Below are 26,487 nucleotides of genomic sequence, written 5' to 3'. Positions count from 1 at the left end.
AGTCGGCCGCGGCGGCCCCGGCGTCCCGCACCCCGGCCCGGCTGCCGGCCAAGGACGCCTTCGCCAAGATGCCGTTCACCTATCTGGACGCGGGCTCAACCCACCCGATGCCGCTGGGCGCGCGTGCGGCGCTGGAGGAGTACCTCCGCTACAAGACCCAGGACGGCGCGGTCACGGGCTACAGCGTCGGGGCCAAGGAAGAGGCGATGATCGCCAAGTTCGGCGAACTGGTGGGCGCCGCGCCGGACGAGCTGTCGCTGATCCAGTCCACGACCATGGGCGAGAACCTTGTGATCCGCGCGCTGGGCATTCCGGAGAGCGGCGGCCGCATCGTCACCGACGCCCTGCACTTCTTCGGCTCATTCTACACCTATGGCGAACTCGGCAAGGCCGGCATGGAGGTCGTCACCCTGCCGATGACGGAGGACGGCCGCATCGACATGGGCCAGATGGCGGCGGCGGTGAACGACGAAACCAAGCTGGTCTCGATCAGCGCGGTCTCGACCACCAACGGCTTCGCGCACGACCTGAAGGCGGTCTGCGACCTGGCCCACGCCCACGGCGCCTATGTCTATGTCGACATGGTCCACGCGGCCGGGATCACGCCGATCGACCTGCGCGCAGCCGGCGTCGATTTCGCCGCGGCGTCTTCCTACAAATGGCTGATGGGCGATTTCGGCCTGGGCTTCCTCTATGTCCGCAAGGAGATCCAGGACAGGGTGAAGCGGCCGTGGTGGGGCTATCACCAGATCAACGCCTTCAAGTCGCACGTCTTCCCCTATGACGAGCCAGGCCCCGGCGCGGCCACCTACGGCATGTCGCCCGACGCCGCGGGCAAGTTCGCCATGGGCACCACTTCCTGGACCGGCGTCGTCCAGCTCGACCACTCGCTGGGCTTCATCCGGGATCTGGGCGTTCCCGCCATCCAGGCCGCGCGCCAGCCGCTGATCAAGGCGGTGCAGACCGAACTGCGCGGCCGCGGCTATCGGCCGATGACGCCGCTGGACTCGCAGACCGCCCTGGTCGCCTTCGCGCTCAAGGACGCCCGCGCCAAGCTCGGCGACCTGATGAAGGCCGCCGACATCCGCCTGACCGTCTCGCAGAACCGCTTCCGGGTCTCGCTGGCGGTGTTCAACGACATGAACGACGTCGACCGACTGCTGTCGGCGCTGCCACGGACCCCGCCCGCCTGATGAAGACCAAGACCCTGCTGGCCGCCGCTGCGGCCGCCCTGGCTCTCGCCACGAGCGCCGGCGCCCAGACCGCGCCGCCCGCCCTGAACCTGACCCTCGCCCCGCACCAGACGTCCGGCGCGGTCGACAAGGTAGGAGTGACGCTGAAGCTGCAGGCCCCGAACGCCAAGCCGGGCCAAGCCTTCCTGCGTCTGCCGATGGTCTTCGCCTCGGTGACGACCCAACAGTACGAGGCGGCCCAGATCGAGGTCGTCGACGCCAAAGGCCCGGTCCCGCTGGTCCAGAAGGACGACCCGGCCGATCCGTCCAACTTCATGTATTTCCGCCGCTGGCAGGTCGCCCGCCCGACGCAGGGCGACGTCACCGTCCGTTACACCGCCGCCGCCACCGCGTTCCGGCCCAAGCTCGGCTCGGGTCCGCCGTTCGACCTGCGGCCCGAGGCCGGCGGCCTGAACGGCGCCGGCGTGACCTTCCTGGCCCTGCCCGACAGCAGCGCCCCCTACAGCCTGAGCCTCGACTGGGACCTGGCCGCCATGCCCGCGGGATCGCGCGGCGCCCAGAGCCTGGGCGAAGGCCCCCTGAAGCTGGTCGGCCCGGTGGAGCTGCTCGCCAACACCTTCTACATGGCCGGTCCGCTGAGGAGCTATCCGGAGGCCTCAAGCGGCCAGCCGTTCGCGATCTACTGGCTGGGAACTCCGCCGTTCGACGTACCGGCGGTCGCCAGCTGGACCGAGAAGGCGCGCACCGCGATCGCCACTTTCTTCGGCGAATCCGACAAGCCCTACCGCGTGTTCTTCCGCCACAATCCCTATCCTGGGACTGGCGGCGCCGGGCTGATCAACTCGTTCATGTCGGGCTTCGGCGACGATCCGGTCCCGACCGTCGACGGCATGCGCCATCACCTGGCGCATGAGATCGTCCACAACTGGCCGGGCGGCCTGAACGGCCCGAACGGCGTCGTTTCCTGGTACGGCGAAGGGCTGGCGGAGTTCTACTCGGCGACCATTCCCTGGCGTTCCGGCCTGATCACGACCGACGACTTCCTGGCGCAGATCAACGAGCGGGCGCAGAGCTACTACGGCAATCCGGTCAACACCGCTCCGGCCGAGGAGATCGCCGCCAAGTTCTGGAGCGACACCCGCGTGCGCAAGCTGCCCTACGACCGCGGCGCCTTCTACATGGCAATGGTCGACGCGCAGGTGCGCGCCAAGTCGGGCGGAAAGCGCCGGTTGGACGACCTGGTCAAGGCGATGCTGGCCCGCCGCGCCGCCGGCCAGTCATACGACACCGAGGCCTGGCTGGAACTCGTCGCCGCCGAGCTCGGGCCGCAGGCCCGCGCCGAGCACGCCGCCATGATGGCAGGCAAGCTGCTGGTCCCGCCGTCGGACGCCTATGGTCCCTGCTTCGAGCGCGAGGCCGCCAGCTTCCGCGCCTTCGAGCTCGGCTTCGACAGCGCCTCGCTGACCGCCAGCCCGCGGATCGTGAAGGGCCTGGTCGCCGGCTCTCAGGCGGCCGCCGCCGGCGTCCGCGACGGCGACGAGGTCACCGAGGCCGTGGTGCTGGACGCCGTCCAGGCCAAGCCCGAGCAGACCATCACCCTGAAGATCCGCCGCGACGGCCGCGACCTGGCCATCACCTACCTGCCACGCGGCCAGGCCCTGGACGGCTACCGCTGGGCGCGCGTTCCTCAAGTGCCGGACAATCAATGCGCCATCTGACTTCGGCGATCGCCGCCGCCCTGCTGCTCGCCGCGGTCGCGCCGCCGTCGCTGGCCGCGCCTGACCCCGCCGCGGCGATCGCCGCGCCGCGCGTGTTCGCCAGCGACCACGCCGGCGTCTTCATGGGCAAGAAGGTCGCCTATCGCACCACCCTGCAGGAGACGATCCTGAAGGGCGCCAACGGCCAGCCGGCCGCCAGCCTGTTCAGCTTCTCCTATGTGGCCAAGGGGGCGAAGGCCGACCGCCCGGTCGTGTTCGTGTTCAACGGCGGGCCGGGCTCGTCGTCGGTGTGGCTGCACATGGGCATGCTGGGCCCGCGCCGCATCGCCATGGCCGACCCGGTCAAGCCCCCGACCGTCCCCCCCTTCACGCTCGAGGACAATCCCTACTCGCTGCTCGACGTCGCCGACCTAGTGTTCATCGACCCGGTCGGCACCGGCTACAGCCGCCTGCTGCCCGGCGGCCGGGCCGAAGACTTCTACGGCGTCACCCAGGACGCGCGCGCCACCAGCGAATTCATTCAGACCTGGCTGACCGCCAACGGCCGCTGGAATTCGCCGAAGTACCTGATGGGCGAAAGCTACGGCACGGTCCGCGCCTCGGTCGTGGCGACCAACCTGATGGGCGGCCCGATGTCGCCGGCCGGCGCGCTGGGCGCGACCACCCTCAACGGCGTCATCATCCTGGGCCCGTCGTTCGACATGAACCGCGGCGGCGGGGCCGGCGACGCTCGCGCCGCGCTGTCCAGCCTGCCGACCATGGCCGCCACCGCCTGGGTCCACGGCAAGGCCGCCGCGAGTTCGGCTGAAGGCGCCGCCGAAGCCGCCCGCAAGTTCGCCCGCGAGGTCTATCTGCCGGCCCTCTATGCGGGCGAGGACCTGCCCGCCGCCGACAAGGCCAAGGTCGCCGAGGGGCTCGCCGCCCTGACCGGGCTTCCGGCCCGGACCTGGCTGGACGCCGACCTGCGCATCTCGCTGTCCAAGTTCGGCGAACTGCTGCTGAAGGACCAGGGCCTCCAGATCGGCGCCTATGACGGCCGCTACACCCTGCCGCTGGCCGCCAGCGGCGGCGATCCCGTCGCCGACGACCCGGCCATGGGCCAGTACACGCCGTCCTTCGTCGCCGGCATCAACGAGTATGTGGAGCGGGAGCTGAAGGTTCGCGCCCCCTCGACCTACCAGGCGATCGCCTTCACCGAGGTCAATTCGCGCTGGAACTGGGGTCCCGGCCCGCGCAACTACGCCGAAGACCTCGCCACCGCCATGCGTCGCAACCCCTCGCTCGTGGTGTTCACCGGCTCCGGCTACTACGACCTCGTCACCACCCTCGGCGCGCTCGAGAACGTGGCGCGCCACTCGGGCCTGGCGCGCGAGCGGCTGACCATGAAGGTCTATCCGTCCGGACACATGCCCTATCTCGGCGACGACAGCGCGCGGCTGCTGGCCGCCGACATCCGCGCGTTCCTGGCCGAGCGGTTGCGCCCCTAGGCGAGCAGCCTCCGAACCGAGGCCTCCAGAACCTGGCGCGCGCGGGCGGGGCTGAGCCCCTGCTCGCGCCGCAGCCTCGCCCAGCTTTCCCAACTCAGCAGCAGGTCGAGGGTCTCGACCGTCAGTGGGTCGACCTGCGGCGGCAGTTCACGCACCAGGATCATGCGCAGCGCCGCCACTAACCGTTCGCTGCCGGCCTCAAGGAATCGAGAGCGGTGACGCAGGGCGTCCGAAGCGCGCTTGAACGGGGCGATCTTCTCGAACACCGCCGCACGCCGGGCGACCAGTTCGACGACGCGCTCACGCGGGTCGGCCGACTTGAACGGCCGGTCGACCGCGGCCTGCATCATCTGCTCGATCGCCTCGGACATCTCGGAGTAGAGGCTGTCCATGTCGCTGAAGTGCCGGAACACGGTGCGCAAGCCGACGTCGGCGCGCTCGGCGACCTGCTCGGCGCTGGGCGACACCTCGCCCTCCTGGATGATCTCCAGCATGGCCGCAACGATCCGGGCGCGGTTGTCCTCGCCCCGCCGCCGCCGTCCGTCCGCCGACCGTTTCTGACTCAAGCGCGCCGTCCCCGCAGTCTCTTTGCACCCTGACTAAGGCCTGCGGGGGTCAAGCTCCAGGGGCGAACAGTGTTTCGCAGCCGGTCCCGGCCAACAGGGCGTCGACCAAACCGCGCGCCTCGACGTCGAGCTTGCCGTGAGCCTCCCGCAGCCAACGCAGGCATTTGGCCTGATAGGGGAACGGTTGCTGGCTCCACGGCCGCCCCTCCACGCTCGCTTCGACCTCCGCGGCGCCGGCCATCACCGCCTGCGCGTTGGCGAGCATCACCGGGACGTAGCCGCGCCCGATCTCGGCCAGCAAGGGCGCCAGGGTCGGCGGCGGCGCGGCGGGGGCGATCCAGTCCTCCTCGCCTGGCTCCAGCCCCGACAGGTCTTCCATCAGCCCGACCCAGGCGGCGACGCGCGGCGCGGCGCGCAGGGTCAGGGCCATCGGGGTGGGATCGAAGGCCGCCAGCTGGGTCAGCTGTCCGAACACCGCGAAGTCCCCCGCGCCAGGCCTGCGGCCGAGCAGATAGGGCCAGTGGCGCAGGTGCGCCTCGAACGCCGCCAGGAACCGCTGATAGCTCGCCTCGATCAGCGGCCCGGTCACAGAGTTGGAGCCGACATAGCGCAGGCGGCCGATCTGGCGCTCGGCGAATTGCCGGCCGCGCGCAGCCAACTCCTCGTCGGGCACGCAGAAGCCGCGCCAGCACGGCAGGATCGCCGCCGACTTGGCGATGTCGGCCTCATAGGCCCAGCGGTAGTGGAACATGGCCTTGGTCAGCCATTCGTCGGCATAGTCCTCGATCAGCTCGTCGAGGAAGGCCAGGGCCGGGTCGTCGGGGATCAGGCTGCGGCCGCCATGCTCGCGCTCCAGCCGGCGAATGATCGGGCTGGAGTCGGTCACCGCCGCCAGCTCGCCGTTCTCGTCGGGCAGGTAGAAGGTCGGCAGCAGCGAGACCTTCGGCTGCGGCAGGCCGGCGAGCGCCGGACCCGACGCCGGCAGGAAGCGGTAGGGAATGCGCCGGTAGCGCAGCACCGCCAGCATCTTGCGGGTATAGGGCGAACCGGGCGCGCCGGAGAGCGCGATGGGGTCCTTCATCTCGAACGCCTCCTATTGGAAGATCGCCAGGCGATTAGTGTAGCCGATCTCGTCGCTCCCGGCCGGCAGGCTGATCAGGTCGCCGTCGTGCCCGACCCGCAGTTGGCCGGAATAGAGCTTGCGGGAGTCGCCCAGGAACGGCCCTTCCAGCGCCCGGATCGGCAGCGGCGGGATGATGTGGGTCAGCAGCAGGTAGCGCGCGCCCGCGCGCTCGGCGATCCGCGCCGCGTCCTCCGGAGGCGTGTGATACGACAGGATGTCGTGGGTGATGGCCGCCAGGTTCGTGCGCCCGTGCTTGGCCGCGGCCCGGTTCTGGATGGCGACCAGGTTGGGGGCCAGCGCCTCGTGCACCAGGACGTCCGCGCCCTTGGCGGCGGCCTCGACCCGCGCCGAGACCGCGGTGTCGCCGCTGATCACCACGCTACGGCCCTTGTAGACGAACTTGTAGCCGACCGCCGGCTCCACCGGCGCATGCTCGACCGGGAAGGCGGCGACCTTCAGGTCCGGGGTCTCGATCAGCACCACGTCCGGTCCGTTGCGCGGCGCCTCGAACGGATGGGCCGTCCCGCCGAATCCGCTCGGCGGGGTGACCTTTTCACCGTGGTGGGCGATGCGGAACCCGCGGTCGATCAGATAGGCCTCTTGGAACCCCGCCACGACCTTGTCTACGCCCAGTGGGCCGTAGACCGGAACCGGCGCGGTGCGCCCGCCGCCGGCCCAGCGCTGCAGCATCAGCTCGCCCAGGTCGTCGATGTGGTCGGAGTGCAGGTGGGTCAGCAGCACCGCATCGACCCTGCCCGGCGGCAGGTTCATCAAGGCGAGGTTCTTCGTGCCCCCCGCCCCTGCGTCGATGACGAACAGCTGGCGGCCGGCCAGCACCACCGTGCAGGGCCCGGCCCGTCCGGGATCCGGCATCGGCGAGCCCGAGCCGCACAGCCCGACGTGCAGGCCGTCCGGCAGGTCAGAATAGAAATCGGGGGCCATCGCCTTGTCGAACGTGCGCTCCATCGCCGCCACCGCGATCTGGCCCCGGAAGGCCCAGACGCCGACCGCCGCGACCACGACGGCCGCCGCTACAGCCAGGCCGATTTTCCATCCACGCGCCATCGCTTTCCTCCCCTGGCTTGACCCGCCCGGAATATAATGACACGCATAGTGTCATTAGTTTCAACGACTGGCTAGCCCCGAGGCCCTGATGCGGATCCTGCGCACCCCGGACGAACGTTTCGCCGCCCTGACCGACTGGCCCTATGCGCCGCGCTACCACGAGATCACGGATGCGGACGGTACGGCCCTGCGCCTGCACTATGTCGACGAAGGCCCGCGCGACGGCGCCCCGGTCCTGCTGCTGCACGGCGAGCCGTCGTGGGCCTACCTCTATCGCAAGGTGATCGCCGGCCTGGTCGCCAAGGGCTGCCGGGTGATCGCGCCGGACCTCATCGGCTTCGGCCGCTCCGACAAGCCGGCCGACCGCGCCGACTACACCTACGAGCGGCACGTGGCCTGGATGAGCGCCTGGCTGACCGACCTGGACCTGAAAGGGCTGACGCTGTTCTGCCAGGACTGGGGCGGGCTGATCGGCCTGCGGCTGGTCGCCGCCTTCCCTGAGCGGTTCGCCGGCGTCGTCGTGGCCAACACCGGCCTGCCGACCGGCGGCGGCATGACCGACGGCTTCAAGGCCTGGCTCACCTTCAGCCAGTCGGTCCCGCAGATGCCGATCGGCATGCTGATCAACGGCGGCACGGTTCGCGACCTGTCGCCGGAAGAGGTCGCCGCCTACGACGCCCCCTATCCGGATGAGAGCTACAAGGAAGGCGCGCGCCAGTTCCCCGCCTTGGTTCCTGTGACGCCCGAGCACGCCTCCGTCGCCCAGAACCTCGAGGCCTGGAAGGTGCTGGAGCGCTTCGATCGGCCGTTGATCACCGCCTTCAGCGACGGCGACCCGATCACCAAGGGCGGCGAGGCCCCGTTCCAGGCCCGCGTGCCCGGCGCCCAGGGTCAGCCGCACGTCACCCTGCACGGCGGCCACTTCCTGCAGGAAGACAGCCCCGACGCCATCGTCGAGGTGATCGCCGGCCTTATCACCCGTCGCGGCTAAGGAGCCCGCCCATGAATGTCGTCAATGCCGTCTATCCACCCCACGAGCAGGCCATGGAGTTCTTCGGCGGCGCCGAGGACGGGCCCTTCGTCATGGTCAACCTGCTGAAGTTCAAGCCGAAGGCCGAGTACTCCGACGGCGCCGACGGCCATCTGACCGGAGCCGAGGCTTATGCCCGCTACGCCGATGAGGTGCGCAAACTGGTCGAGGGCCTCGGCGGCAAGGTTCGCTACGGCGGCCATGTCACAGGCTTGCTGATCGGCGAGGTCGAGGATCTCTGGGACATGATCGCCCTGGCCGAATACCCCTCGCTTGCCGCCTTCCAGCAGATGGCGATGTCGCCGCAGATGCACGCCATCGAGCATCACCGCACCGCGGGCCTGGCCGGGCAGCTGAACATCCGCACCAAGCCTGGCGCCGGCTTCTAGGTCCGCGGTCGCAGCGACAGCGCCAGGAAGACCAGGGCGAGCCCGGCGCCGACCAGGCTCGCATAGTGCTCCGGCGGATGGTGGCCGCTGGCCGGAGCCCGCAGCCACCAACCCTGCAGCGCCATCAGCCCTCGTTCGATCAGCAGCAGGCACAGCATGAGCGGCGTCAGGCTCCGGTAGCGGACAGCCACCGCCAGCAAAACCAGGCCAAAGGCGATCTGCGTGGCTCCCTGCCAGGCGAAGACGCCCACCACCACGTCGCGGCGGTCTCCGAGGTCGAGGCCGGCGATCGAGACCGCTCCGCCGTCGGGCAGGAAGCTGTGGATCAGGCCAGGACCAAGGGTCAGCAACGCCGCCAGGCCGAGCGCCCAGACCGAGACGCGGGCGCCACGGTACTGAGCGTTGGTCGACGGCGGGAGCAGCCCCGTCATCAGTTGTCCCAGAGGATGTATTCGTCGCCGGCCTTCTGAGGAACGCCGCCCGGCTTGTCGACGAACACCGGCCCTTGCAGCAGCGAGGGCCAGATCGGCTTGACGCTCTGGGCGTCCTGGCGGGCGATCAGGTCCTTCAGCGTCTTGACCTTCTCCGGCTGGGCGGCGGCCAGGTCGCGCTGCTCGGTCGGATCGCTGGCCAGGTCGTAGAGCCAGACCTTGTCGCGCGCGCCGTTGACCTGCAGCTTCCAGTCGCCGTCGAGCACGGCCTTGTACTGGCCCGAGCGCCAGAACAGCGTCTGGTGCGGCCGTGCCGGGTTCTTGCCCTGCACGTGCGGCAGCAGGTCGACGCCGTCGATCGGCCGGTCGCTCGGCAGCGGCGCGCCGCCCGCCGCCGCGGCGGTGGCGAAGATGTCGATGTGCCCGACCGGATAGCCATAGGTCGATCCCGGCTGGATTGCCCCCGGCCAGCGCATGAAGAACGGGGTGCGCACCCCGCCCTCGAAGAAGGTCGACTTGAAGCCGCGATAGGGCTTGTTGACGTCCGGCAGCCCGACATAGCCGGCCCCGCCGTTGTCGCTGGAGAAGATCACCAGGGTGTTCTGGTCCAGCCCCTCGTCCTTCAGCGCCTGGAGGATCTTGCCGATGTTGGCGTCGAGGTTGCGGGTCATGGCCCCGTAGACCCGCGTGCGGTGGTCCTTGATCTGCGGGAGGGCGTCGTAGTCGGCCTTGGTGGCCTGCAGCGGCGTGTGGATCGCGTTCGGCGCGAAGTAGAGGAAGAACGGCCGGTTGCGGTTGGCCTTGATCGCTTTCACCGCCTCGTCGCCCAGATAGTCGGTCATGTAGCCGCGCGGCCGGAACATCGGCGAGCCATTGAACTGCACGCCATAGGGCAGGTTCGGCCACAGGAAACGGTCGATGGCGTCCCAGTCCTGCTTGGAGTTGACGACGTTCGGGTCCTTCTCCGGCAGGAACATCGAGCCGCCGGCGATGAAGCCCAGGCTCTCGTCGAAGCCCTGGTCCTCAGGCCGCGATCCCTTCTTGCCGCCCAGGTGCCACTTGCCCAGGTGGACGGTGTGATAGCCCCTCGCCTTCAGCACTTCGGCGATGGTGATTTCACCAGACGGCATGCTGAGCTCGTTGACCGCGGCCGGATTCCGCGCGGTGCTTCCGGGAGGCATGTCCTTGATGCGGTCGGCGAAGAACTTCGGCTTCACGATCGCGCCGGGCTCGGCCTCGGTGCCGACCATGCGTTCGAACGCCACCGGGGCCGGCGTGAACTCGAAGCCGAAGCGGGTCGGGTAGCGACCGGTCAGGATCGCCGCGCGCGAGGGCGCGCAGGTGGCGTTGCCGGCGTAGCCCGCCGCGAACACCACGCCCTGCTGGCCGATGGAGTCGATATTGGGCGTCGGCACGGCGCCGTCGGCCACCCCGCCCCCATTGATGGTGATGTCGTTGTATCCGAGGTCGTCGGCCAGGATGAACACCACGTTCGGCGGCCGTTCGCCCTCGGCCGGCGCCTGCGGGCCCTGGGCCCAGGTCACGGCGCGGTTGTCCTCGACCGGCGGCATCTGCGCGCGGGCGACCATCGACAGGATCGTCGTGCGGTTGGCCGCCGCCAGCCCGGCCCCCGCCGCCAGCACCAGCACCGACGCGCCCAGCCACTTCCAACGCCGCTTCATCGTCGCCTCCCGACCTTTTATTGACACTAACCGTGCCATTATATTGATCCAGCGACAACCCCCGGCTCAGGCGCGTCGGGTCCATTGATCCTCTCAATGGCGGCGACAGAGTTTTCCCATTGGCCAGGGGGAAATCCTGGGCCTACGCTTTCGAAAGATCGCCGTTACGGGAGAACTTCGACATGGATGACGCATCCCCGCTCAATGACCCGCGCAAGGAACGCGGCGCGCTGCGCTCGCTGCTCGGTCGCACCAATCGGGACTGGTGGCCGAACCACCTCTCCCTGGAGATCCTCCGAACCGACGACCCCATGGGCGCGGACTTCAACTATGCCGAAGCCTTCAAGGCGCTCGACTATCAGGCCGTGAAGCGTGACCTGACTGCGCTGATGACCGACAGCCAACCCTGGTGGCCGGCCGACTACGGCCACTACGGCCCGTTCTTCATCCGCATGGCCTGGCACAGCGCCGGCACCTACCGCACCGGCGACGGCCGCGGCGGCGCGAACGCGGGCCAGCAACGGTTCGCGCCGCTGAACTCGTGGCCGGACAACGGCAACCTCGACAAGGCCCGCCGCCTGCTGTGGCCGATCAAGCAGAAGTACGGCGCCAACCTCTCCTGGGCCGACCTGATGATCCTGGCCGGCAACGTGGCGATCGAGTCCATGGGCGGCCCGGTGTTCGGCTTCGGCGGCGGCCGCGCCGACGTCTGGGAACCTGAGCGCGACGTCTACTGGGGCACCGAGGAGCTGTGGGTCGGCCAGGAAGGCAACGAGACCCGCATCCAGCCTGAGAAGAACCTGGTGCTGGAAAGCCCGCTGGCGGCGATCCAGATGGGCCTGATCTACGTCAATCCGGAAGGCCCCGGCGGCGTGGCCGACGCCCTGGCGTCCGCGCGCGACATCCGCGAGACCTTCCACCGGATGGGCATGACCGACGAAGAGACCGTCGCGCTGACGGCCGGCGGCCACACCTTCGGCAAGGCGCACGGGGCCGGCGACGCCTCCAAGGTCGGGGCCGCCCCGGAAGGCGCCGACATCGCCCAGCAGGGCCTGGGCTGGCAGAGCGGCCACGAGAGCGGGATGGGCGACCACACCATCACCTCGGGACTGGAAGGCCCATGGACCCCCACGCCGATCAAGTGGGACAACACCTTCTTCCACATGCTGCTCGACTACGAGTACGAACTGGTGCGCAGCCCCGCCGGAGCCAAGCAGTGGCAGCCGGTCAATCAGAAGCCAGAGGACATGGCGCCGGGCGCCCACAGCCCCGACCGCCGCGTGCCGACCATGATGACCACGGCCGATATGGCCCTGAAGGTCGATCCTGGCTTCCGCAAGATCTCCGAGGCCTTCCGCAACGATCCGGCCCACTTCGCCGACGCCTTCGCCCGCGCCTGGTTCAAGCTCTGCCACCGGGACATGGGCCCGAAGGCCCGCTACCTCGGCCCGGAAGTGCCGGCCGAAGACCTGATCTGGCAGGACCCGGTCCCGGCCCAGAAGGGCCCGGTCATCGATGCGGCCGACATCAAGGCGCTGAAGGACAAGATCGCCGGCTCGGGCCTTTCCGTGGCCGAACTGGTCTCGACCGCCTGGGCCTCGGCCTCGACCTATCGCGGGTCCGACCACCGCGGCGGCGCCAACGGCGGCCGTATTCGCCTGGCGCCCCAGAAGGACTGGGAGGTCAACGAACCAGCCAAGCTCGCCAAGGTCCTCAAGGTCTATGAGGACATCAAGGCCGGGTTTGACGGCGCCAAGACCGTGTCGATCGCCGACCTGGTCGTCCTGGGCGGATCGGTCGGCGTCGAGACGGCCGCCGCGGCCGCGGGCCACAAGATCGAGGTTCCGTTCACGCCGGGCCGCACCGACGCTTCGCAGGAGCAGACCGACGTCGAGGGCTTCGCGGTGCTTGAGCCGCGGGTCGATGGCTTCCGCAACTATCTGCAGGTGGCCTTCAACGTGCCGACCGAGGAACTGCTGGTCGATCGCGCTCAGCTGCTGGGGCTCTCGGCCCCGCAGATGACCGTCTTGGTCGGCGGCCTGCGTGTGATGGGCGCCAACACCGGCGGCCAGAAGCACGGCGTGCTCACCGACCGTCCCGGCCAGCTGACCAACGACTTCTTCGTCAACCTGCTCGACATGAAGACGGCGTGGAAGGCCATCGACGGCCACGGCGACGAGCTGTTCCTCGGCACGGATCGCCAGACCAAGGCCGAGCGTTGGACCGCCACCCGCACCGACCTGGTGTTCGGCTCCAACTCCCAGCTGCGCGCCCTCTCCGAGGTCTATGCCTCAGCCGACGCGGGCGAGAAGTTCGTCAAAGACTTCGTCGCCGCCTGGACCAAGGTCATGAACGCCGACCGCTTCGACCTCGCCTAAGCCCTGAGCGCAGTCGGGCCGCTTCGCCCGGCTGCGCTCAGCTCGCCACCGAGCCGTCTTATGGTTCAGCTTTGTGGCCGACCTGACGCAAAACCCACGCCGCATCGACACGCCCGCGCCTTAGTGCCGCCGCAGCCGATCCCTGGATTGGCGGCCGCGGGTCCGCCGGACCTGGTTTGTAAGGTTCTGCAGTGCGACACCCCTCCGGCCTGCGCCCCGCTGCGGCGATTCTTCTGGCGAGCGCCCTCCATGGGCTGATCGCGGCCGGCCTGCTGCTTGCGCGGCAAGAGCCGCCTCCTGACGACGACACCGTCATTGACGTACTCCTGGCGCCGCCGCTACGCCGCGCCCCGCCGTCGAGCCCGGCGCGCAGCAAGCCGACGCCCGCCCCCGCCGCGGCACGCCCGAACCCCCTACCCACAGTGAGCCGCCATACCGCGCCGCGGCGGGCCGCCGACCAGGCATGGCGCGTGCAGGACGGTGAAGCGCCGCAGAAGGACGGGTTGCGCCGAACGCTTCGCGCGGGCGTCGGCTGCCGATCGGCGGAGTTCCTCGCGCTCACCAAGGCCGAACAGGAAGCCTGCGCGCGAAAGCTGGCGGCCGGCGCCCAGGACGGCCCGACCTACGCCGTCGTCAGTCCCAAGCTGAAGAAGCAGTTCGACGGCGAGTTCGAATGCCCGAAGGACGACGTCTGGTGCGAGTACCGCATCGGCAAGGGCCCCTATCCCGGCCTGTTCGCGCCGAGAAAGAAAAAGGACTCCGATTGGGACTGAAGCGCGGCGGTCGGCGCGCGCGCCCGATCACCAGCGTCTGGATGTCGACGGCCAAGGGCCGCGATCCCGAACCCGGACACCGCTCGACTGCTCGATTTTTGAGTCCACAGCCGTCCGGGAGTCGCAAACCACCGGTCGATTTTTGGCGCCGGTATGCAAAACAACCGGACCTCAGCGGGCCATAACGTGTCCTTCGCGCCACAAGCGACGACGACCACCGCACGTAGAGCGCTTTGCCACCTTTGGGGGTTTTCAAATCGGATTCGAGTCGCCGTGGTCCGCCGCAACGAAAAACAGTAACCGTTTCGGAGGATCTCATGACCACTCACCTTGGCGGCGTGCGCCGCACGTTTAAGGCAGGATCGCGCTGGCGCGCGCTGCTGGTGGCCGGGGCCTCTGCGACCGCTCTGAGCGCCATCGCCTCGCAGGCGCTGGCCCAATCGTCCGACGCCGATTCAGGTTCACTGGTCGAAGAGATCGTGGTCACCGCCGAAAAGCGCGACGCGAGCCTGCAGGACGTCCCGGTCGCGATCTCGGCCTACACCAGCGAGAAGCGCGACGTCATGGGCGTCAACACGGTCGAAGACCTCGCCCGCATGACGCCCAGCCTGAGCTATACGAGCAATGACCGCATGTCGGTCCGCGGCATCGGCCGCCTGACGAACGCCATCGGCACCGACCCCTCGGTGGCGCTGTACTCGGACGGCATCTTCTCCAACTCCATGGCCGACGCCTCGACGCCGTCGCTGTTCATCGAGCGCACGGAAGTGCTGCGCGGCCCGCAAGGCACGCTCTACGGCCGCAACTCGATCGGCGGCGCGATGAACATCATCGCCAAGCGCCCGACCGAGGACTTCAACGGCGAAGTCCGCGCCATGGTCGGCAACTACGAGTCCTACCGCTTCGATGCGATGGTGCGCGGCCCGGTGGCCGACAACCTGCGCTTCCTGGTGGGCGCCTCGATGGAGCGGCGCGAGCGCGGCTTCCTGAACAACGCCGGCTCGGCTGAAGGCGGCGCGACGGCCAACCGCTACACGCTGGAGGCCCAGATCGAGGCCGATCTCGGCGACAACACCACCGCCCGTCTGCGCTACACCAAGTTCGACTGGGACGACGGCTACGGCATCGGCAACACCTTCACCAACAACCTGTCGCCCTACGACACGACGTCCTTCACCGGCGCGGGCACCAGCGCGCTGTACTACAACACCAACTATGGCCTGACCCAGACCAACCCCGGGCTCAAGGATCCGTACACCCAGAACGTCAATTCGCGGAACTACGGCTCGCTCGACAACCACCACCGCCTGCACCTGGACGTCACGACCGACCTCGGCTGGGCGACGCTGAAGTATCTCGGCGGCTACCAGCAGTACGACTACAACACCTCGACCGACTCCGACGGCGCGTCCCGCACCGCGGCGCAGGACATCCTCGTCGATCTTGACGGACCGGGCCCCATGGCCGCCTTCACCGCACGCGGCGTCTCCACCGACGCGCGCACCTTCTACGAAGAGCGCCAGAGCTGGTTGTCGAACGAGATCAACCTGGCGTCCAACGGCGAAGGCCCGCTGAACTGGATCGTCGGCGTCTACCAGTACTCCCAGACCTACGATCAGCCGCAGGGCATCCAGGTGATGGGCGATGCGGCCATGTTCCAGCCGCTGAGCCTGCAAGGAACGCCCGCGGCGCGCAACGACCGCGGAGCCTTCCTGTATGTGGACGGCCACCTGGAGACGAAGTCCTACGCGGCCTTCGGCCAGATCGACTGGGAGTTCGCCGAGAACTGGACCCTGACCGCCGGTCTTCGCTACACCTATGACGAGAAGGACGGTTACGACATCGCCCGCTATGTCGCCCGTATCCCGACCCTGGCGCTCGCCTTCGGCGCCGCCGTGCCGCCCGCCGTCGCCCAAGGCTTCGCCGTCGACGTCACCACCCAGCAGGTCTGCGGCGGAACGACGCTCGCCTCGTGCGCCGCCAATCCGCTGACCGCGGACCTGAAGGCGAATGCGACCGGCGGCCTGCGGCGCGAGCTCTCGGGCGATTGGGACGCCTTCACCGGCACGCTCGGCCTGCAGTGGGAGCCGGACTCCGACACCAACCTCTATCTGCGCTACTCGCGCGGCTACAAGGCCGGCGGCTGGCTGGGCTCCAACGGCCTGTCGCCCGATCCCTACGCCGATCCGGAGTACGTCAACTCCTTCGAGCTGGGCGCCAAGAAGAACATCGGCCGCAGCCTGCAGGTCAATTCGGCCCTGTTCTACACCGACTACAAGGGCTTCCAGGCTCCGCTGACCGTGCCGCTGGGGACCATCACGGCGACGCAGTTCCTGAACCTGGACGCGGCCATCTGGGGCCTGGAACTGGAAACCCAATGGGCGCCGATCCGCGAGCTCCAGTTCATCGCGAACTACGCCTATCTCAACACCGAGATCAAAGAGGGCTGCTGCTTCGTCGATACGGTGGACCCGCTGGCCACCGCGTCTGGCGCGCGGCCTGTCGGCCCGGCCACCAACGGCCGCGTGCTGCAGTCGCTGGTCGGCAACGACCTGCCGCTCTCGCCGCACCACAAGCTGACCCTGGGCGCCACCTACACGATGGACTTCACGCCCGGCTCGCTGATCTTCAACGGCACGGCGACCTATGTGGATGACCAGCAATCGGGGCTGTTCAACAACCCGATCTATACCGCCCCGTCGTTCACGACCGGCGACGTGCGCGTGCTCTGGCGCGACGCTGATCGCCGCTACACGGTGATCGGTTTCGTCAAGAACGTGACCGATGAAGTCGGCTTCGGCAGCTCGTTGCCGAGCCCGACGGCGCCTACCGCCGTCGGCGCCCGCCGCCAGGTGAGCCTGATCTACCCGCGTACCTACGGGCTGGAGCTGCAGTACCGCTTCTAAGGCTCAATGGGGCCGCCAGATCGGCGGCCCCGCACCGTTCCGCGCGCCTCTCTACGAGCGGCGCACGCAACCGGTACAGCGCACGGCGCCCTTCCCTGTCGCGCGCTTTCCTGCGACTTGGCGAGCAGCTTGGCTGCTCGCCTTTTTTTACCCGCCCTAGCGCGCTTCGCTCTACGAACCGTCGGTCGCCCCCGCCGCCTGAGGCGGCTGGAGCAGGAACGACGCCCCGGCCAGCAGATCGACGAAGATCTCACGAGGAATGCGGCGGTCCGGATAGGATGCGGCGGTGCTGGCGATCCCGCGGCCCAGCACCCAAACCGCCCGCGCGGCGCTTCGCCGGTGCTGGCGCGGAAAGCGATCGTCGGCCTCCACCGCGGCGCAATAGGCCTCAAGCGTCGCCTGCTCGGCTTCCCGCAGATCGACCGAGCGGGCCATCAGCCGTTCGCTGAACATCAGGGACAGCAATTCCGGCTGTTCCTCCGCGAACATCAGGAACGCGTTGGTCGCCGCACTCATCGGGCTGGTGAAGTCCGGGACCTGCCCAAAGTGGATCATGTCGCGCCGCAGGTCCTCGAACCCCTGAATCGCCAGGCTCGTCAGCAACTCGTCCTTGCTCGCGAAGTAGTAGTAGATGGAGGCGATGCCGACCTTTGCGTGATCTGCGATGTGCTTCAGGCTCAGCCGGTCATGACCGATGGCCGCCAGAACCTCGGCGGCTGAGGCCAAGGTCTTGCTGCGGAGCGTATCGATCTGGTGTTGGTGCCGCCGCTGAGCGCCGGCGCGCTCGACCCCATGGACGAAGTCCGGGAGATACATGCCGATCGCGCTCGGTAGGATCTGCGTGGTCACCTGATTTCCTCCTTGCCCGCTCTTCTTGCTTCGCTGGGAAGCGCAGGCTTTGCCGCGCCCAGGCTTGAGACTCGCCCGGGTCGCTTGCGCGGCATCAATCGGCATTCGGCGACCGTTCGGCAAGACCCGCCGTATGCGTAGCGGGACGACCGGAGGCAAAGGAGGCCGCCGAGGCCCTCGCGAGGGCGGCCGTGGTCGAGCTCACGGCGGATCGCGATCTACTGAGGCCTCGGCGGTTGAGCCGCCCTGGGGAGACAATGGCGGCTCAGATCCATGTGGAGCTCCGCCGCCTTCACCCGTTCCGAATGGACCGATGCGGAACGGGCGGCGCAGAGGAACGCGATCAGTACTCCAGCCGGATCCCGACCCGGAAGGTCCGCCCGTTGGTGTCGTAGAGGCTGCGGTTGGTCTGCGGATAGCCGGGGGTGTTCTCGGCCCCCAAGTTGGCCGGATTGCCGACCAGCACCGGGTCCGTGTCGAACAGGTTCTTGATCGAGATGAACCCCTCGCCCTTCACGCTGGCCACTTCGAAGTCGTAGCTGGCCGAGACGTCCCAGTAGAGCGCGCCCTCGACGCTGTTGTCGTTGATCGTGTAGTACGGCGCGACGCTGGCGGGGCAGCTCGACAGGCACTCTGTGTAGGCGTTGCTGACCTTGCCGTCGCTGATCCCGCGGGCGGTGACGTTGAACGACCAGGGTTCCAGGTCGTAGTTGGCTGACAGCCGGTAGATCCAGTCCGGCGTCGCGCTGGTGTTGGCGCCGGCCTGGTCGATCGCCGTCACCCCGTCGTCGGTCACGTTCTCGATATAATGGGTGAACATGGCGCGCAGCACGAGGTCGCCGGCGCCCCAGGACGCCAGATCGGCGAGGCTGGCGCGGTACGAGGCCTCGATGTCGAGCCCCTTGGCGGTCATGCTGTTGAGGTTGTCGTAGTAGAGATTGATGGTCTGCAGCACGCCGGCGCTGTTGAACACCAGCTGGCTGCAATACGAGGCCACCTTCTGGATGTAGCAGTAGTCTGCGACCTGCTGGGCGGTGACGAAGCTGATCACCCCGTCGACCTTGATGTCGTAGTAGTCGATCGAGGCCTGCAGGCCCGGGATCCAGCGCGGCGATACGACCATGCCGACGCCGTAGCCGTCCGCGACCTCAGGCTGCGCGTCCGGATTGCCCTGCAGGTTCTGCACGAACGGGGTCGAGACCCCCGCGATGTTCACCGAGTTGGAGCGCGCAGTGCCGGCGTCGTAGAGCTCGCTCATGTTGGCGGCCCGGATGTCACGCGAGGCCGAAGCGCGGAAGTGGATGTCCTCGATCGGCGCGTAGGTCAGGCCGGCCTTCCAGGTCTTCACGGTCCCGGAGGTCGAGTAGTCGGTGAGCCGGAAGGCGCCGTTGAAATCCATGCCGTCGAACAGCGGCACCACGGTCTCGATATAGGCTTCCTTGACGTCGTACTTCCCGCTGGTGACGCGGAAATTGCCGTACTTCCAGCCCGACATGTACTGGGCTTCGACGAAGCCTCCCATCTCCTCGCGACGGAACTCGGCGCCGGCCGCAAGCGAAATCGGACCGGCCCAGCCCTCGATGCTGTTGGTCGAGAAGTTGAACGCCGCGACGTCTTGGGTGAACTCCTGGTCCCGATAGGGTGTGCCGAGCACGTAGTTCAAGGCCGCCTGGCTGGCCACGCCTTGGCCGAAGCGGTTGAGCGGCACGCAGCCGTTGGTCGGGTTGGTCAGGGTCGAGCGGCAGACGATCTGGCCGTTGGCCGGGTTGACCACCGCGTCGGTGGCCAGCGCCAGGCGGGCGTTGTTCCAGGTCGGGGTCAGTTGCTCGTGGGTCGTGGTCTTGCCGTGCTGGTAGTAGGCGTCCCAGTCGACATCGAGGCCGAACGCCTCGAAGTCGCCATTGGCGCCGACCACATAGCGCTCGGTCTCCCGCGACATCTGGCTGCCGGAAGCCGGCATGTCGACATTGCTGGTGCCCATCTGGAACGAGGTGATGCCGAGCGCTGTCATCTGGTTGCGCACGGCGGTGGGCAGGTAAGCGTTGTCCCGCTGGATCACGATCCCGGTCTGGGTCGGCTTGATGTAGTAGCTGAGACCCTCGTACTTGGCCCACGACGCCTGAGCGAAGACCGAGATGTTCGGCGCGACCTCATAGCTGACGCGGCCGAAGTAGCTGCTGCGGTCCTCCTCGGGAATGAGGGTGTTGGAGCCCAGCATGTCCGAAATCGAATAGGCCCAGTCCCCGCCAATCATCCATTGGCCGGTCGTGGCGCCGTAGGCCAGCTGGTTCGCCGTGCCGTTGACGCCGAAAAAGGTGCCGCGCAGCGCCGTGTTCGTGATCAGACCACCGGGCGTGTAGATGCCGATGCCGACGTTCTTGGATGTGATGTAGTAGGGCGCGCCGGCCGACAGGTCGGTGTTGCGCACGGCGAAGTAGCCGCTCTTGTTCCAATCACGGTCGATGGTCTGCACGCCGCTCTGGCCGACCCACTCTGCGCTGAACAGAGCGTGGCCCTTGCCCCCCGCGAACGGCGTGCCGGCGGTGATGTTGTACTTCCAGTTTTCGCCGTCCCCATAGGTGGTCTCGCCGTATTCGAGCGACGACTTGAGGCCGGTGTAATCCTTGTCCAGGATGAAATTGACCACCCCCCCGACGGCGTCCGAGCCGTAGGCGGACGACGCCCCGCCGGTCACGACCTCGACCCGCTCGATCAGCGACTGCGGAAAGGTGTTGGTGTCGACCTGCCCGGTCGAGGCCGAAACCACCGAGCGCTGCCCGTCGAACAGAACCAGCGTCCGGCCAGTTCCCAGCGCCCGCAGGTTGAGCGCGCTGATCCCGGCGGCGCCGTTGCTGAGCGAACCCGACGAATTGGCCGCCGTGATCGAGCCGGCCACCGAGGGCAGCGTGTTGACGAAATCTGCGATATTGGCCGGAGCCGATGCGGCGATTTCCTGCGCCCCCAGAACATTGACCGGAGTCGGGGTGTCAAAGCCGTCGCGGGCGATCCGCGAGCCGGTCACCACCACCTCCTCCAGATCAGAGCCAGCTGCGGCTTCGTCAGCCAGGGCCGCGGACGCGCAGCCCAGGAGCGCCACGATGCTGACTGTCGCCAATGCGCAACGGCGCGCATTCGACGTCACCTGGATGCTTTTCGAAAACTTCATCACCACCCCCTCGGATAGATTTTGATCAGTAATTCCGCATCAACGTCGGCTTGTTGCTTTTCGCCGACTTGATCAAATTTGAGCAAAATGGCCCCACTCCGCCAAAATTGTCGGCGGATCGCTACACGTCCGGTCGGATACTTGCGCCTCTTGCGGCTATCGCTGGGCCCCTCGCCCCAACGATGCGGCTCGCGGCGTTTCGCCTCGCATTGCTGATCTCCCCAGCGCTACCTCTAGTTACCGCTCAATAGTGGCAGTGCGCGGTTGGCGCGCTTGGTCGGCGTCGCCCTCTCCCTAGGCTTGCCGTTCCCTTGCCCGTCGCACGAACTAGATTATCGTCAGGCATGGAATTGTCCGCGACGAGATGGATTATCTGCGCAAGGAATCCATAATTGCCGCCGTTTTATGCACGGAGAAGCGCGTTCGATGTCGAAATCCGAACACCTTGATCTTGATGACGTGGATTATCGGATTTTGAAGGAGCTTTGCGACGACGGTCGAGCCTCAGACGTCTGGCTGGGCGAGCAGATCAACCTCTCCAGCACCGCGGTGGCGCGACGCCGACGAAACCTCGAAGAGCGTCAGGCGGTGCTCAATTATTCGGCCAATCTCAACATGCCGATGCTCGGCTACAGCGTCGTCGTCTTCGTGGCCATCGAGCTCAGCTCCCAGGCGGAGAAGGCGCTGAACGAATTCGAGCGCGAAGTGGTGAAATGCCCTTCGGTTTCCTATTGCGGCTTCGTCTCCGGCGACACCGACTTCCTGATCATGCTGAACGTGGCGTCGTTCGAGGACTACGACCGGGTCTATCGCCGGGAACTCTCCATCCTCCCGCACGTGGCCAAGATCCGATCGAGCTTCGTCATGCGGGAGGTCGCGCGGCGCGGCACGCCGCCGATCGTCTTCAAGGACAAGGTCTAGAAAAGCGAAACGGAGAGGCGCTCGTCGCGCCTCCCCGTCTGACACTCCCCGGACTCGATGGACCGCGCCGCGGACTACTTCGCCGGGGGGACGGCGGCAGCCGGGTACTTGATGCCGAGCTGATCCAGATAGGTCTTATATTTCTTGGGGTTATAGTAGTAGGGCTCCAACTTCGGCCGCATCTGATTCATGATTTCGGCGTTGAGGTGGATCGCAGGCATGTCAGTCGCCGCCAGGACCGGATCATACTTCTGATCCTTCAGCTGAACGTTGTTGAAGTAGTCCTTCGCGTCGGCGACCAGCTTCGGCGTCGTCACCAGATCCAGAATGGTCAGCGCAACCGCCTTTGAGCCCACCTCCACGCCCTTGTGGGCGATCGGGGTCGCCATCGCCATGGCCGAGGTCACGTTGTGGCCGATCGCATTCGGGATGTTGGACGGATAGCGAATGGTGATCGTGGGCACCGTCCACATGATGTCGCCGATGTCGTCGGATCCCCCGCCCATCGAGGGGCCGCGCGATTCTGGCGTGGTCAGCGGCGAAATTTCGGTCGCCAGCGGCTCGAGCTTGAAGCCCTGCGTCACCTGCACCGCCTTGGCGAAGGCCTGGTCGTCCGCGGACCACTTCGGCATCCCAACCGCCTTGATGTTGGCGTAGGCGGCTTCGGCCAGCGGCTTGTTGCCGTAGTTCGGCGCAGCATAGCCGAGAACCTTGCGCTCGACGGTCGTGCCGGTGCCCATCGCGGCCGCCTGCGAGATGGTGTTCCCCAACTCGTAGAGTTCGCGGATCGACTGGAAAGAGTTTTCGCGGAAGTAGTACCAGACCGACGCCACGCCCGGCACGATGTTGGGCTGCCCCCCGCCATTGGTGATGACGTAGTGCGAGCGCTGGGTCAGCGGCAGATGTTCGCGGCGCATGTTCCAGGCTGTGTTCATCAGCTCAACGCCGTCCAGGGCGCTGCGCCCCGACCAGGGTTGGCCCGCGGCGTGGGCCGTCTTGCCATGGAAGGTGTATTCCACCGAGACCATACCGTTGTTGCCGGCCGGGCCCCATTGGGTCGAAAAATCTCGACTGACGTGGGTGAAGATCGAGGCGTCGACGTCCTTGAACAGGCCCGCGCGCACATAGAAGGCCTTGGTCGCCAGCAGCTCCTCGGCGACGCCCGGCCAGACCATGAGCTGCCCGGGGATCTTGTTCTTCTCCATCACATCCTTGGCCGCGAGCGCCGCCACGATAATCAGCGGCAGACCGGAGTTGTGCCCTTCGCCGTGCCCGGGCGCGCCCTCGACCATCGGCTTGATGCTCGGATCCCCCGGGTACTGCGATAGGCCCAGCAGGCCGTCGATGTCGCTGCCCAGCGCGATCTTCGGACCGCCCGTCCCCCAGGTCGCCGTCCACGCAGTTGGGATGCCGGCGACACCGCGGGTGATCTTGAAGCCGTTCTTCTCGAGGATGCCCGTCAGGTACTCCCCGGTCTTTACTTCCTGGAACCCTGGCTCGGCGAAGCTGAACACCGAGTCCACCATTTCCTGACTCAGCTTGGCGCGCGCCTCGACGCCGGCCAGGGCCGCGCTCTTCATCTCGGGCGTCGGCTCCGCATTGGCGGGAACCGCCGGCAAAGTTAGCGCGCTCGCCAGCAGGATCGCCGTCAGCGACTTCGCAGTGTTCTTCATTCTACGCCCCCACGGGTTGTTGAAATTCGCCAGATCGCTCCGACGAGCCTTGGGACAGGGTTCGACCGACCATGACGACCGCGACCAACGCCTTTGAGCGCCCCTCGACGCCACCGAAACTCAAATCACGATGCAAACGCCCGTTTTCTTCAACATATTCCATTTTCTTGCTGAAAAGTGGCGTGCATATGCACAATCCCCACAACAATCACCCACACCAAGCGCAATGACCCAAAAATCGCGCACCGCCCAGGAAGTGATCGATCTGATGGCGTTTCAAGCAGAGGACTGAGGCCGGCCTGCCGCTTTGCTGGTCGCACTGGCCGCGGCGCTGGCCGAAACCTCGCCTGTAAGGCAAGACGCCGTTCAGCCGATCAGGACAACCGGCCTGGGCGAGACCGAAGCGGTGAGCATCCTCGCCGCCCTCACGGGCGAGCCTCAGCCTTGGCAGGTCCAACTGCAGGCGCTGAACGCCCTCACCGCGCTCGGCGAGACGGCCCGCCCCGCCCTGCCCCGCCCTTGAACGCGCCGCTCATAGCCAGCAGATCGGCCGCGCCGGCCAATCTCCGGCCGCAGGCGGCGAGCGGCCTTTCTAGTCCAACGCCTCCATGCGGCGCACTTCGTCGAGGGACTCCAGCACCATGCGTCGTCCCTCGGCCTCGGCCGCTTCGGGATCACCGGAGGCGATGGCGCGCGCAATCTTGCGCCAGCCGCCGGCCGAGCGCCGACGGCGCGCGGCTGAATTCATCGGTGCCCACAGGATCGCCACTTCCCTCTCGAGTTCCTGAGAGAGCTCCGAGACATAGGGCGCGGCCGCCAGGGTCGCGATCAGGTCGGTCAGCCGCCGGCGGGCGCGGATGTAGTCGCCGACCTGGGCGCTCTCGTCGGCGGCCACCTCCGCGAGCACCTCGGCTCCTTCGAGGATCGCCGCCACAAGGGCTGGCGGGCGCTGCGCGCGCTCGGCGGCGAGGCGCACGAAAAGCGCGCCGACCTCCGCGCGCAATCGAAAATGCGCCTCCAGGGCCTGGGCGTTCATCTGGGCGACGGCGGCGCCGGTTCGCGGCGCGATCACCACAAGCTTTTCACGCTCAAGGCGGCGCAATGCCTCGCGCACCGGGCCACGGCTGCACCCGAAGGCCACCGCCAACGGGGCGGCCTTCAAGGGATCACCCGGCTTGAACTCACCGGCCTGGATCCGTTCGCGCAGCGCACTGGCGATCTGGCCCGGCAGCCCCTCCGGCATGCTTTGCGCCAGCGCCGCCAACGGCGCGGTCGAGGTCAGGAAGGAGTCCAGCCGCGTCAGCATTCTAAGCCATCCCCAGAATGGCCCGCTGGAGCGAGACGCGCCGGAGAAGGTCAGTCAACCGATCGCCCGCCGCCGGCCGGGCGGCCTCGAGGGCGGACTGCTCCTGGCTCAGCCGCTCCCAGGACACGCGCCCCCCCGCCATGGGCAGCGCACCGCCCGACGCCTCCAGCAACGGCGACAGTTGACGCCAGACCCGGTCGACCTCGCTCAAGGGCGCCTCGCGACTGGAAATCACGCTTGCCCCGCGCCGCTCAGGCGCCACCACCGCCCCAAGCGACTGCAGGCGACCGATCGCGTCGCGCGCGGCCGAATGCGTGCAACCGCAAGCTTCGACGATCCACCTTTCCGGCAGCCGTTCGCCAGGACGCAGGACGCCGGCGAGCACCGCCCGCAGCACGGCCTCGACCATCGGATCGAACATCCCGCTGGCCGCGGGACCGTCATGCGCGCCGCCGGACAAGGCGCCTCCTTCAAGCGGCCTCGAGCGGCCATGCGCGATCATCGCCGATTCTTCACCACCACGCTGCCTCAGGCCAGGAGCGTCTGGACGGCCGCAAGCAGGGCCCGGCCGGTCGTGGCCACATGCTCGGCGTCGACGCACCGCATGTCGTCATTTTGCGAGTGATGGAAGCGGTGCGCGCCAAGAATTCCAAAGGCGCGAGGATAGCCCGCGGCGAGGATCTCGCCCAGTTCGCCGCCGGCCCCAGCCTCGTCGCCATAGACCGCCTCGAGCCCCGGCTGGCCGGCGAACGCGGTCCGCAGCGGCGCGACCAACTGCGGCCGCGCGACCAGATAGCGCTGCGGATCCACGCTGGGCAGAGGCGCCAAGCGTCCCTCCGCCTCATGCCAGTCCCGCGCCGCGAGCGCCGCGCCCAGATGGACCCAGAGCGCCGTGACGTCCGGACGTGGCGCCAGGGCGCTGCGGAGGAACACCTCGCCTCCGTGATTTTCGTATTCGTGACCCGAGGTCGCCACGAACGTCAGGTCGAGCGGGCAGGCCCGGCCAGCCCAACGCGCCAGGCTGAGCCATGCGGCCACGCCCCCGCCGCGCTCCCCCATACAGCCAAACCAACCCGAACGGGGCGTTGAAACCACCAGCTCGCGCCCCACTCCGCGGTTCAGGCGGCCGACCAGATTGAAGGCCGGGCGGCGCCCGCTCACGCCCTCGATCCGCAAGGTCGCCCGCTCGCCCCTGGCGGCAGCGGCCGCCAGCAGGTCGCCTTCACGCGATCCGACTGCGAGGATCGGAAACCGCTCGACGCCGTCCGGCGCCGCGTTCAGCGCCAGCGGCTGGCCCGTCGGCCCCTCTGTGACCAGGACAAGGGCGCCGACGCCCTGGCCTACGGCCGCCCTCACGACCTTGGCGACGGCGCCGGCATGCCGCGTTGACCACCGCCCATAGGGCAGGCGCGCTATGGCGATCGCGCCGGTCGCAGCGTCAAGCCCTTGCCCTACCTCAAGCCGGACCAGCGGGGCCGACAGCCCGCCGGCCGGGGTCAGCGCCACCGGGGCCTGGACGAGCGCGGCCACCACCTTGTCGCCAAGCGCCAGACTGACCTGCCGTTCCTCGAAGTACGGGACCTCGATGGCCTGTCGACGAACTTCGAAGCCCAGCCCTTGCAGCTCACGGGTAAGCCAGGCGCCCGACGCCTCGTCGCCCGCCCCGCCAGAGGCCTTGAGACCAAACCCATCATAACGCGCCAGATCTTCTTGGACCTGACGGGTCGCAAACACATCGCCGGCGCCGGCCATCGCGCCCTCCAGGCTCACGGCGCCGATTCCCGCGCCCAGGATGACATTGCGGCGGGTGGCCATGGGCGAACTCCTCTGT

Annotated in this window: 21 protein-coding genes; 10 read left to right on the top strand and 11 right to left on the bottom strand. The window is 67.9% G+C overall.

The features are described from left to right. The 3 genes from OUA97_RS15835 to OUA97_RS15825 form a co-directional block, all read left to right on the top strand. Positions 1–1,193, top strand: a 1,193-nt coding sequence (locus OUA97_RS15835) for an aminotransferase class V-fold PLP-dependent enzyme (RefSeq protein WP_267232997.1), incomplete at its 5' end; no start/stop codon positions are given. Further along, entirely contained in the window at positions 1,193–2,911 is a 1,719-nt protein-coding gene (locus OUA97_RS15830; protein WP_267232996.1) for a hypothetical protein, read from the top strand. The genes OUA97_RS15835 and OUA97_RS15830, both read left to right, overlap by 1 nt. Next, entirely contained in the window at positions 2,899–4,398 is a 1,500-nt protein-coding gene (locus tag OUA97_RS15825) for a S10 family peptidase (RefSeq protein ID WP_267232995.1), read from the top strand. Before OUA97_RS15830 ends, OUA97_RS15825 begins: the two co-directional genes overlap by 13 nt. On the opposite strand, the gene OUA97_RS15820 is transcribed toward OUA97_RS15825, so the two are convergent. The 3 genes from OUA97_RS15820 to OUA97_RS15810 are packed head-to-tail and all read right to left on the bottom strand — an operon-like array spanning position 4,395 to position 7,152. Further along, positions 4,395–4,964 (bottom strand): TetR/AcrR family transcriptional regulator, encoded by a 570-nt coding sequence (locus tag OUA97_RS15820; RefSeq protein WP_267232994.1) that lies wholly within the window; start codon positions 4,962–4,964, stop codon positions 4,395–4,397. The two genes, OUA97_RS15825 and OUA97_RS15820, sit on opposite strands and share 4 nt — an antisense overlap. A 49-nt stretch (positions 4,965–5,013) precedes the next feature. Next, positions 5,014–6,045: a glutathione S-transferase family protein gene (locus OUA97_RS15815; protein ID WP_267232993.1), complete on the bottom strand. Its 1,032-nt coding sequence runs from the start codon at positions 6,043–6,045 to the stop codon at positions 5,014–5,016. Between the two features lie 12 nt (positions 6,046–6,057). After that, the gene (locus OUA97_RS15810) at positions 6,058–7,152 is read right to left on the bottom strand and encodes an MBL fold metallo-hydrolase (protein WP_267232992.1); all 1,095 of its coding nucleotides are present in this window, start codon (positions 7,150–7,152) and stop codon (positions 6,058–6,060) included. A gap of 88 nt (positions 7,153–7,240) precedes the next feature. On the opposite strand from OUA97_RS15810, the gene OUA97_RS15805 reads away from it, so the two are divergent. Further along, on the top strand, positions 7,241–8,143 hold the full coding sequence (locus OUA97_RS15805; protein ID WP_267232991.1) for a haloalkane dehalogenase: 903 nt from the start codon (positions 7,241–7,243) through the stop codon (positions 8,141–8,143). 11 nt (positions 8,144–8,154) lie between these two features. Next, a complete protein-coding gene (locus OUA97_RS15800) occupies positions 8,155–8,571 on the top strand; it encodes a DUF1330 domain-containing protein (protein WP_267232990.1) in 417 nt (138 codons plus the stop codon). Here the strand turns inward: OUA97_RS15800 and OUA97_RS15795 are convergent. After that, positions 8,568–9,002, bottom strand: a complete 435-nt coding sequence (locus OUA97_RS15795) for a hypothetical protein (RefSeq protein WP_267232989.1) — start codon at positions 9,000–9,002, stop codon at positions 8,568–8,570. The genes OUA97_RS15800 and OUA97_RS15795 overlap by 4 nt on opposite strands. Beyond that, positions 9,002–10,684 carry a sulfatase-like hydrolase/transferase gene (locus OUA97_RS15790; RefSeq protein WP_267232988.1) on the bottom strand — a complete coding sequence of 561 codons (1,683 nt, stop codon included), beginning with the start codon at positions 10,682–10,684 and terminating at the stop codon, positions 9,002–9,004. The genes OUA97_RS15795 and OUA97_RS15790 overlap by 1 nt, the downstream gene beginning before the upstream one ends. 182 nt (positions 10,685–10,866) lie before the next feature. Here OUA97_RS15790 and katG point away from each other — a divergent pair, with 182 nt between their 5' ends. The 3 genes from katG (at position 10,867) to OUA97_RS15775 (ending at position 16,741) form a co-directional block, all read left to right on the top strand. Beyond that, complete coding sequence (gene katG, locus OUA97_RS15785) at positions 10,867–13,062, top strand: catalase/peroxidase HPI (RefSeq protein WP_267232987.1); 2,196 nt, start codon at positions 10,867–10,869, stop codon at positions 13,060–13,062. Positions 13,063–13,253: 191 nt separating this feature from the next. Further along, on the top strand, positions 13,254–13,835 hold the full coding sequence (locus OUA97_RS15780) for a hypothetical protein (RefSeq protein WP_267232986.1): 582 nt from the start codon (positions 13,254–13,256) through the stop codon (positions 13,833–13,835). A 317-nt stretch (positions 13,836–14,152) separates the two neighbouring features. After that, positions 14,153–16,741, top strand: coding sequence for a TonB-dependent receptor (locus tag OUA97_RS15775; RefSeq protein WP_267232985.1), 2,589 nt, complete (start codon positions 14,153–14,155; stop codon positions 16,739–16,741). Positions 16,742–16,912: 171 nt separating this feature from the next. On the opposite strand, the gene OUA97_RS15770 is transcribed toward OUA97_RS15775, so the two are convergent. Continuing rightward, positions 16,913–17,695: a TetR/AcrR family transcriptional regulator gene (locus OUA97_RS15770; RefSeq protein WP_267232984.1), complete on the bottom strand. Its 783-nt coding sequence runs from the start codon at positions 17,693–17,695 to the stop codon at positions 16,913–16,915. A gap of 238 nt (positions 17,696–17,933) precedes the next feature. Beyond that, positions 17,934–20,756 (bottom strand): TonB-dependent receptor plug domain-containing protein, encoded by a 2,823-nt coding sequence (locus OUA97_RS15765; RefSeq protein ID WP_267232983.1) that lies wholly within the window; start codon positions 20,754–20,756, stop codon positions 17,934–17,936. Positions 20,757–21,182: 426 nt separating this feature from the next. On the opposite strand from OUA97_RS15765, the gene OUA97_RS15760 reads away from it, so the two are divergent. Beyond that, positions 21,183–21,677 carry an Lrp/AsnC family transcriptional regulator gene (locus OUA97_RS15760; RefSeq protein ID WP_267232982.1) on the top strand — a complete coding sequence of 165 codons (495 nt, stop codon included), beginning with the start codon at positions 21,183–21,185 and terminating at the stop codon, positions 21,675–21,677. Positions 21,678–21,751: 74 nt separating this feature from the next. On the opposite strand, the gene OUA97_RS15755 is transcribed toward OUA97_RS15760, so the two are convergent. Then, entirely contained in the window at positions 21,752–23,350 is a 1,599-nt protein-coding gene (locus OUA97_RS15755; RefSeq protein WP_267232981.1) for a peptidase dimerization domain-containing protein, read from the bottom strand. A 307-nt stretch (positions 23,351–23,657) separates the two neighbouring features. Here OUA97_RS15755 and OUA97_RS15750 point away from each other — a divergent pair, with 307 nt between their 5' ends. After that, on the top strand, positions 23,658–23,873 hold the full coding sequence (locus OUA97_RS15750) for a hypothetical protein (RefSeq protein ID WP_267232980.1): 216 nt from the start codon (positions 23,658–23,660) through the stop codon (positions 23,871–23,873). Between the two features lie 69 nt (positions 23,874–23,942). Here the strand turns inward: OUA97_RS15750 and OUA97_RS15745 are convergent, their stop codons facing one another. The 3 genes from OUA97_RS15745 to OUA97_RS15735 all read right to left on the bottom strand — a co-directional run bounded on the left by OUA97_RS15745 (position 23,943) and on the right by OUA97_RS15735 (position 26,471). After that, a complete protein-coding gene (locus tag OUA97_RS15745; RefSeq protein WP_267232979.1) occupies positions 23,943–24,656 on the bottom strand; it encodes a GntR family transcriptional regulator in 714 nt (237 codons plus the stop codon). A gap of 1 nt (position 24,657) precedes the next feature. Beyond that, a complete protein-coding gene (locus tag OUA97_RS15740; RefSeq protein WP_267232978.1) occupies positions 24,658–25,116 on the bottom strand; it encodes a GntR family transcriptional regulator in 459 nt (152 codons plus the stop codon). A 68-nt stretch (positions 25,117–25,184) separates the two neighbouring features. Continuing rightward, complete coding sequence (locus OUA97_RS15735) at positions 25,185–26,471, bottom strand: hypothetical protein (RefSeq protein WP_267232977.1); 1,287 nt, start codon at positions 26,469–26,471, stop codon at positions 25,185–25,187. Between the last annotated feature and the right edge of the window lie 16 nt (positions 26,472–26,487).

The sequence above is a fragment of the Phenylobacterium sp. 58.2.17 genome (assembly GCF_026411515.1).
In the GTDB taxonomy this organism is placed as follows: domain Bacteria; phylum Pseudomonadota; class Alphaproteobacteria; order Caulobacterales; family Caulobacteraceae; genus Phenylobacterium.
The sequence above is the reverse complement of the archived record's forward strand: the minus strand, read 5'-3'. Positions and strand labels throughout refer to the sequence as shown.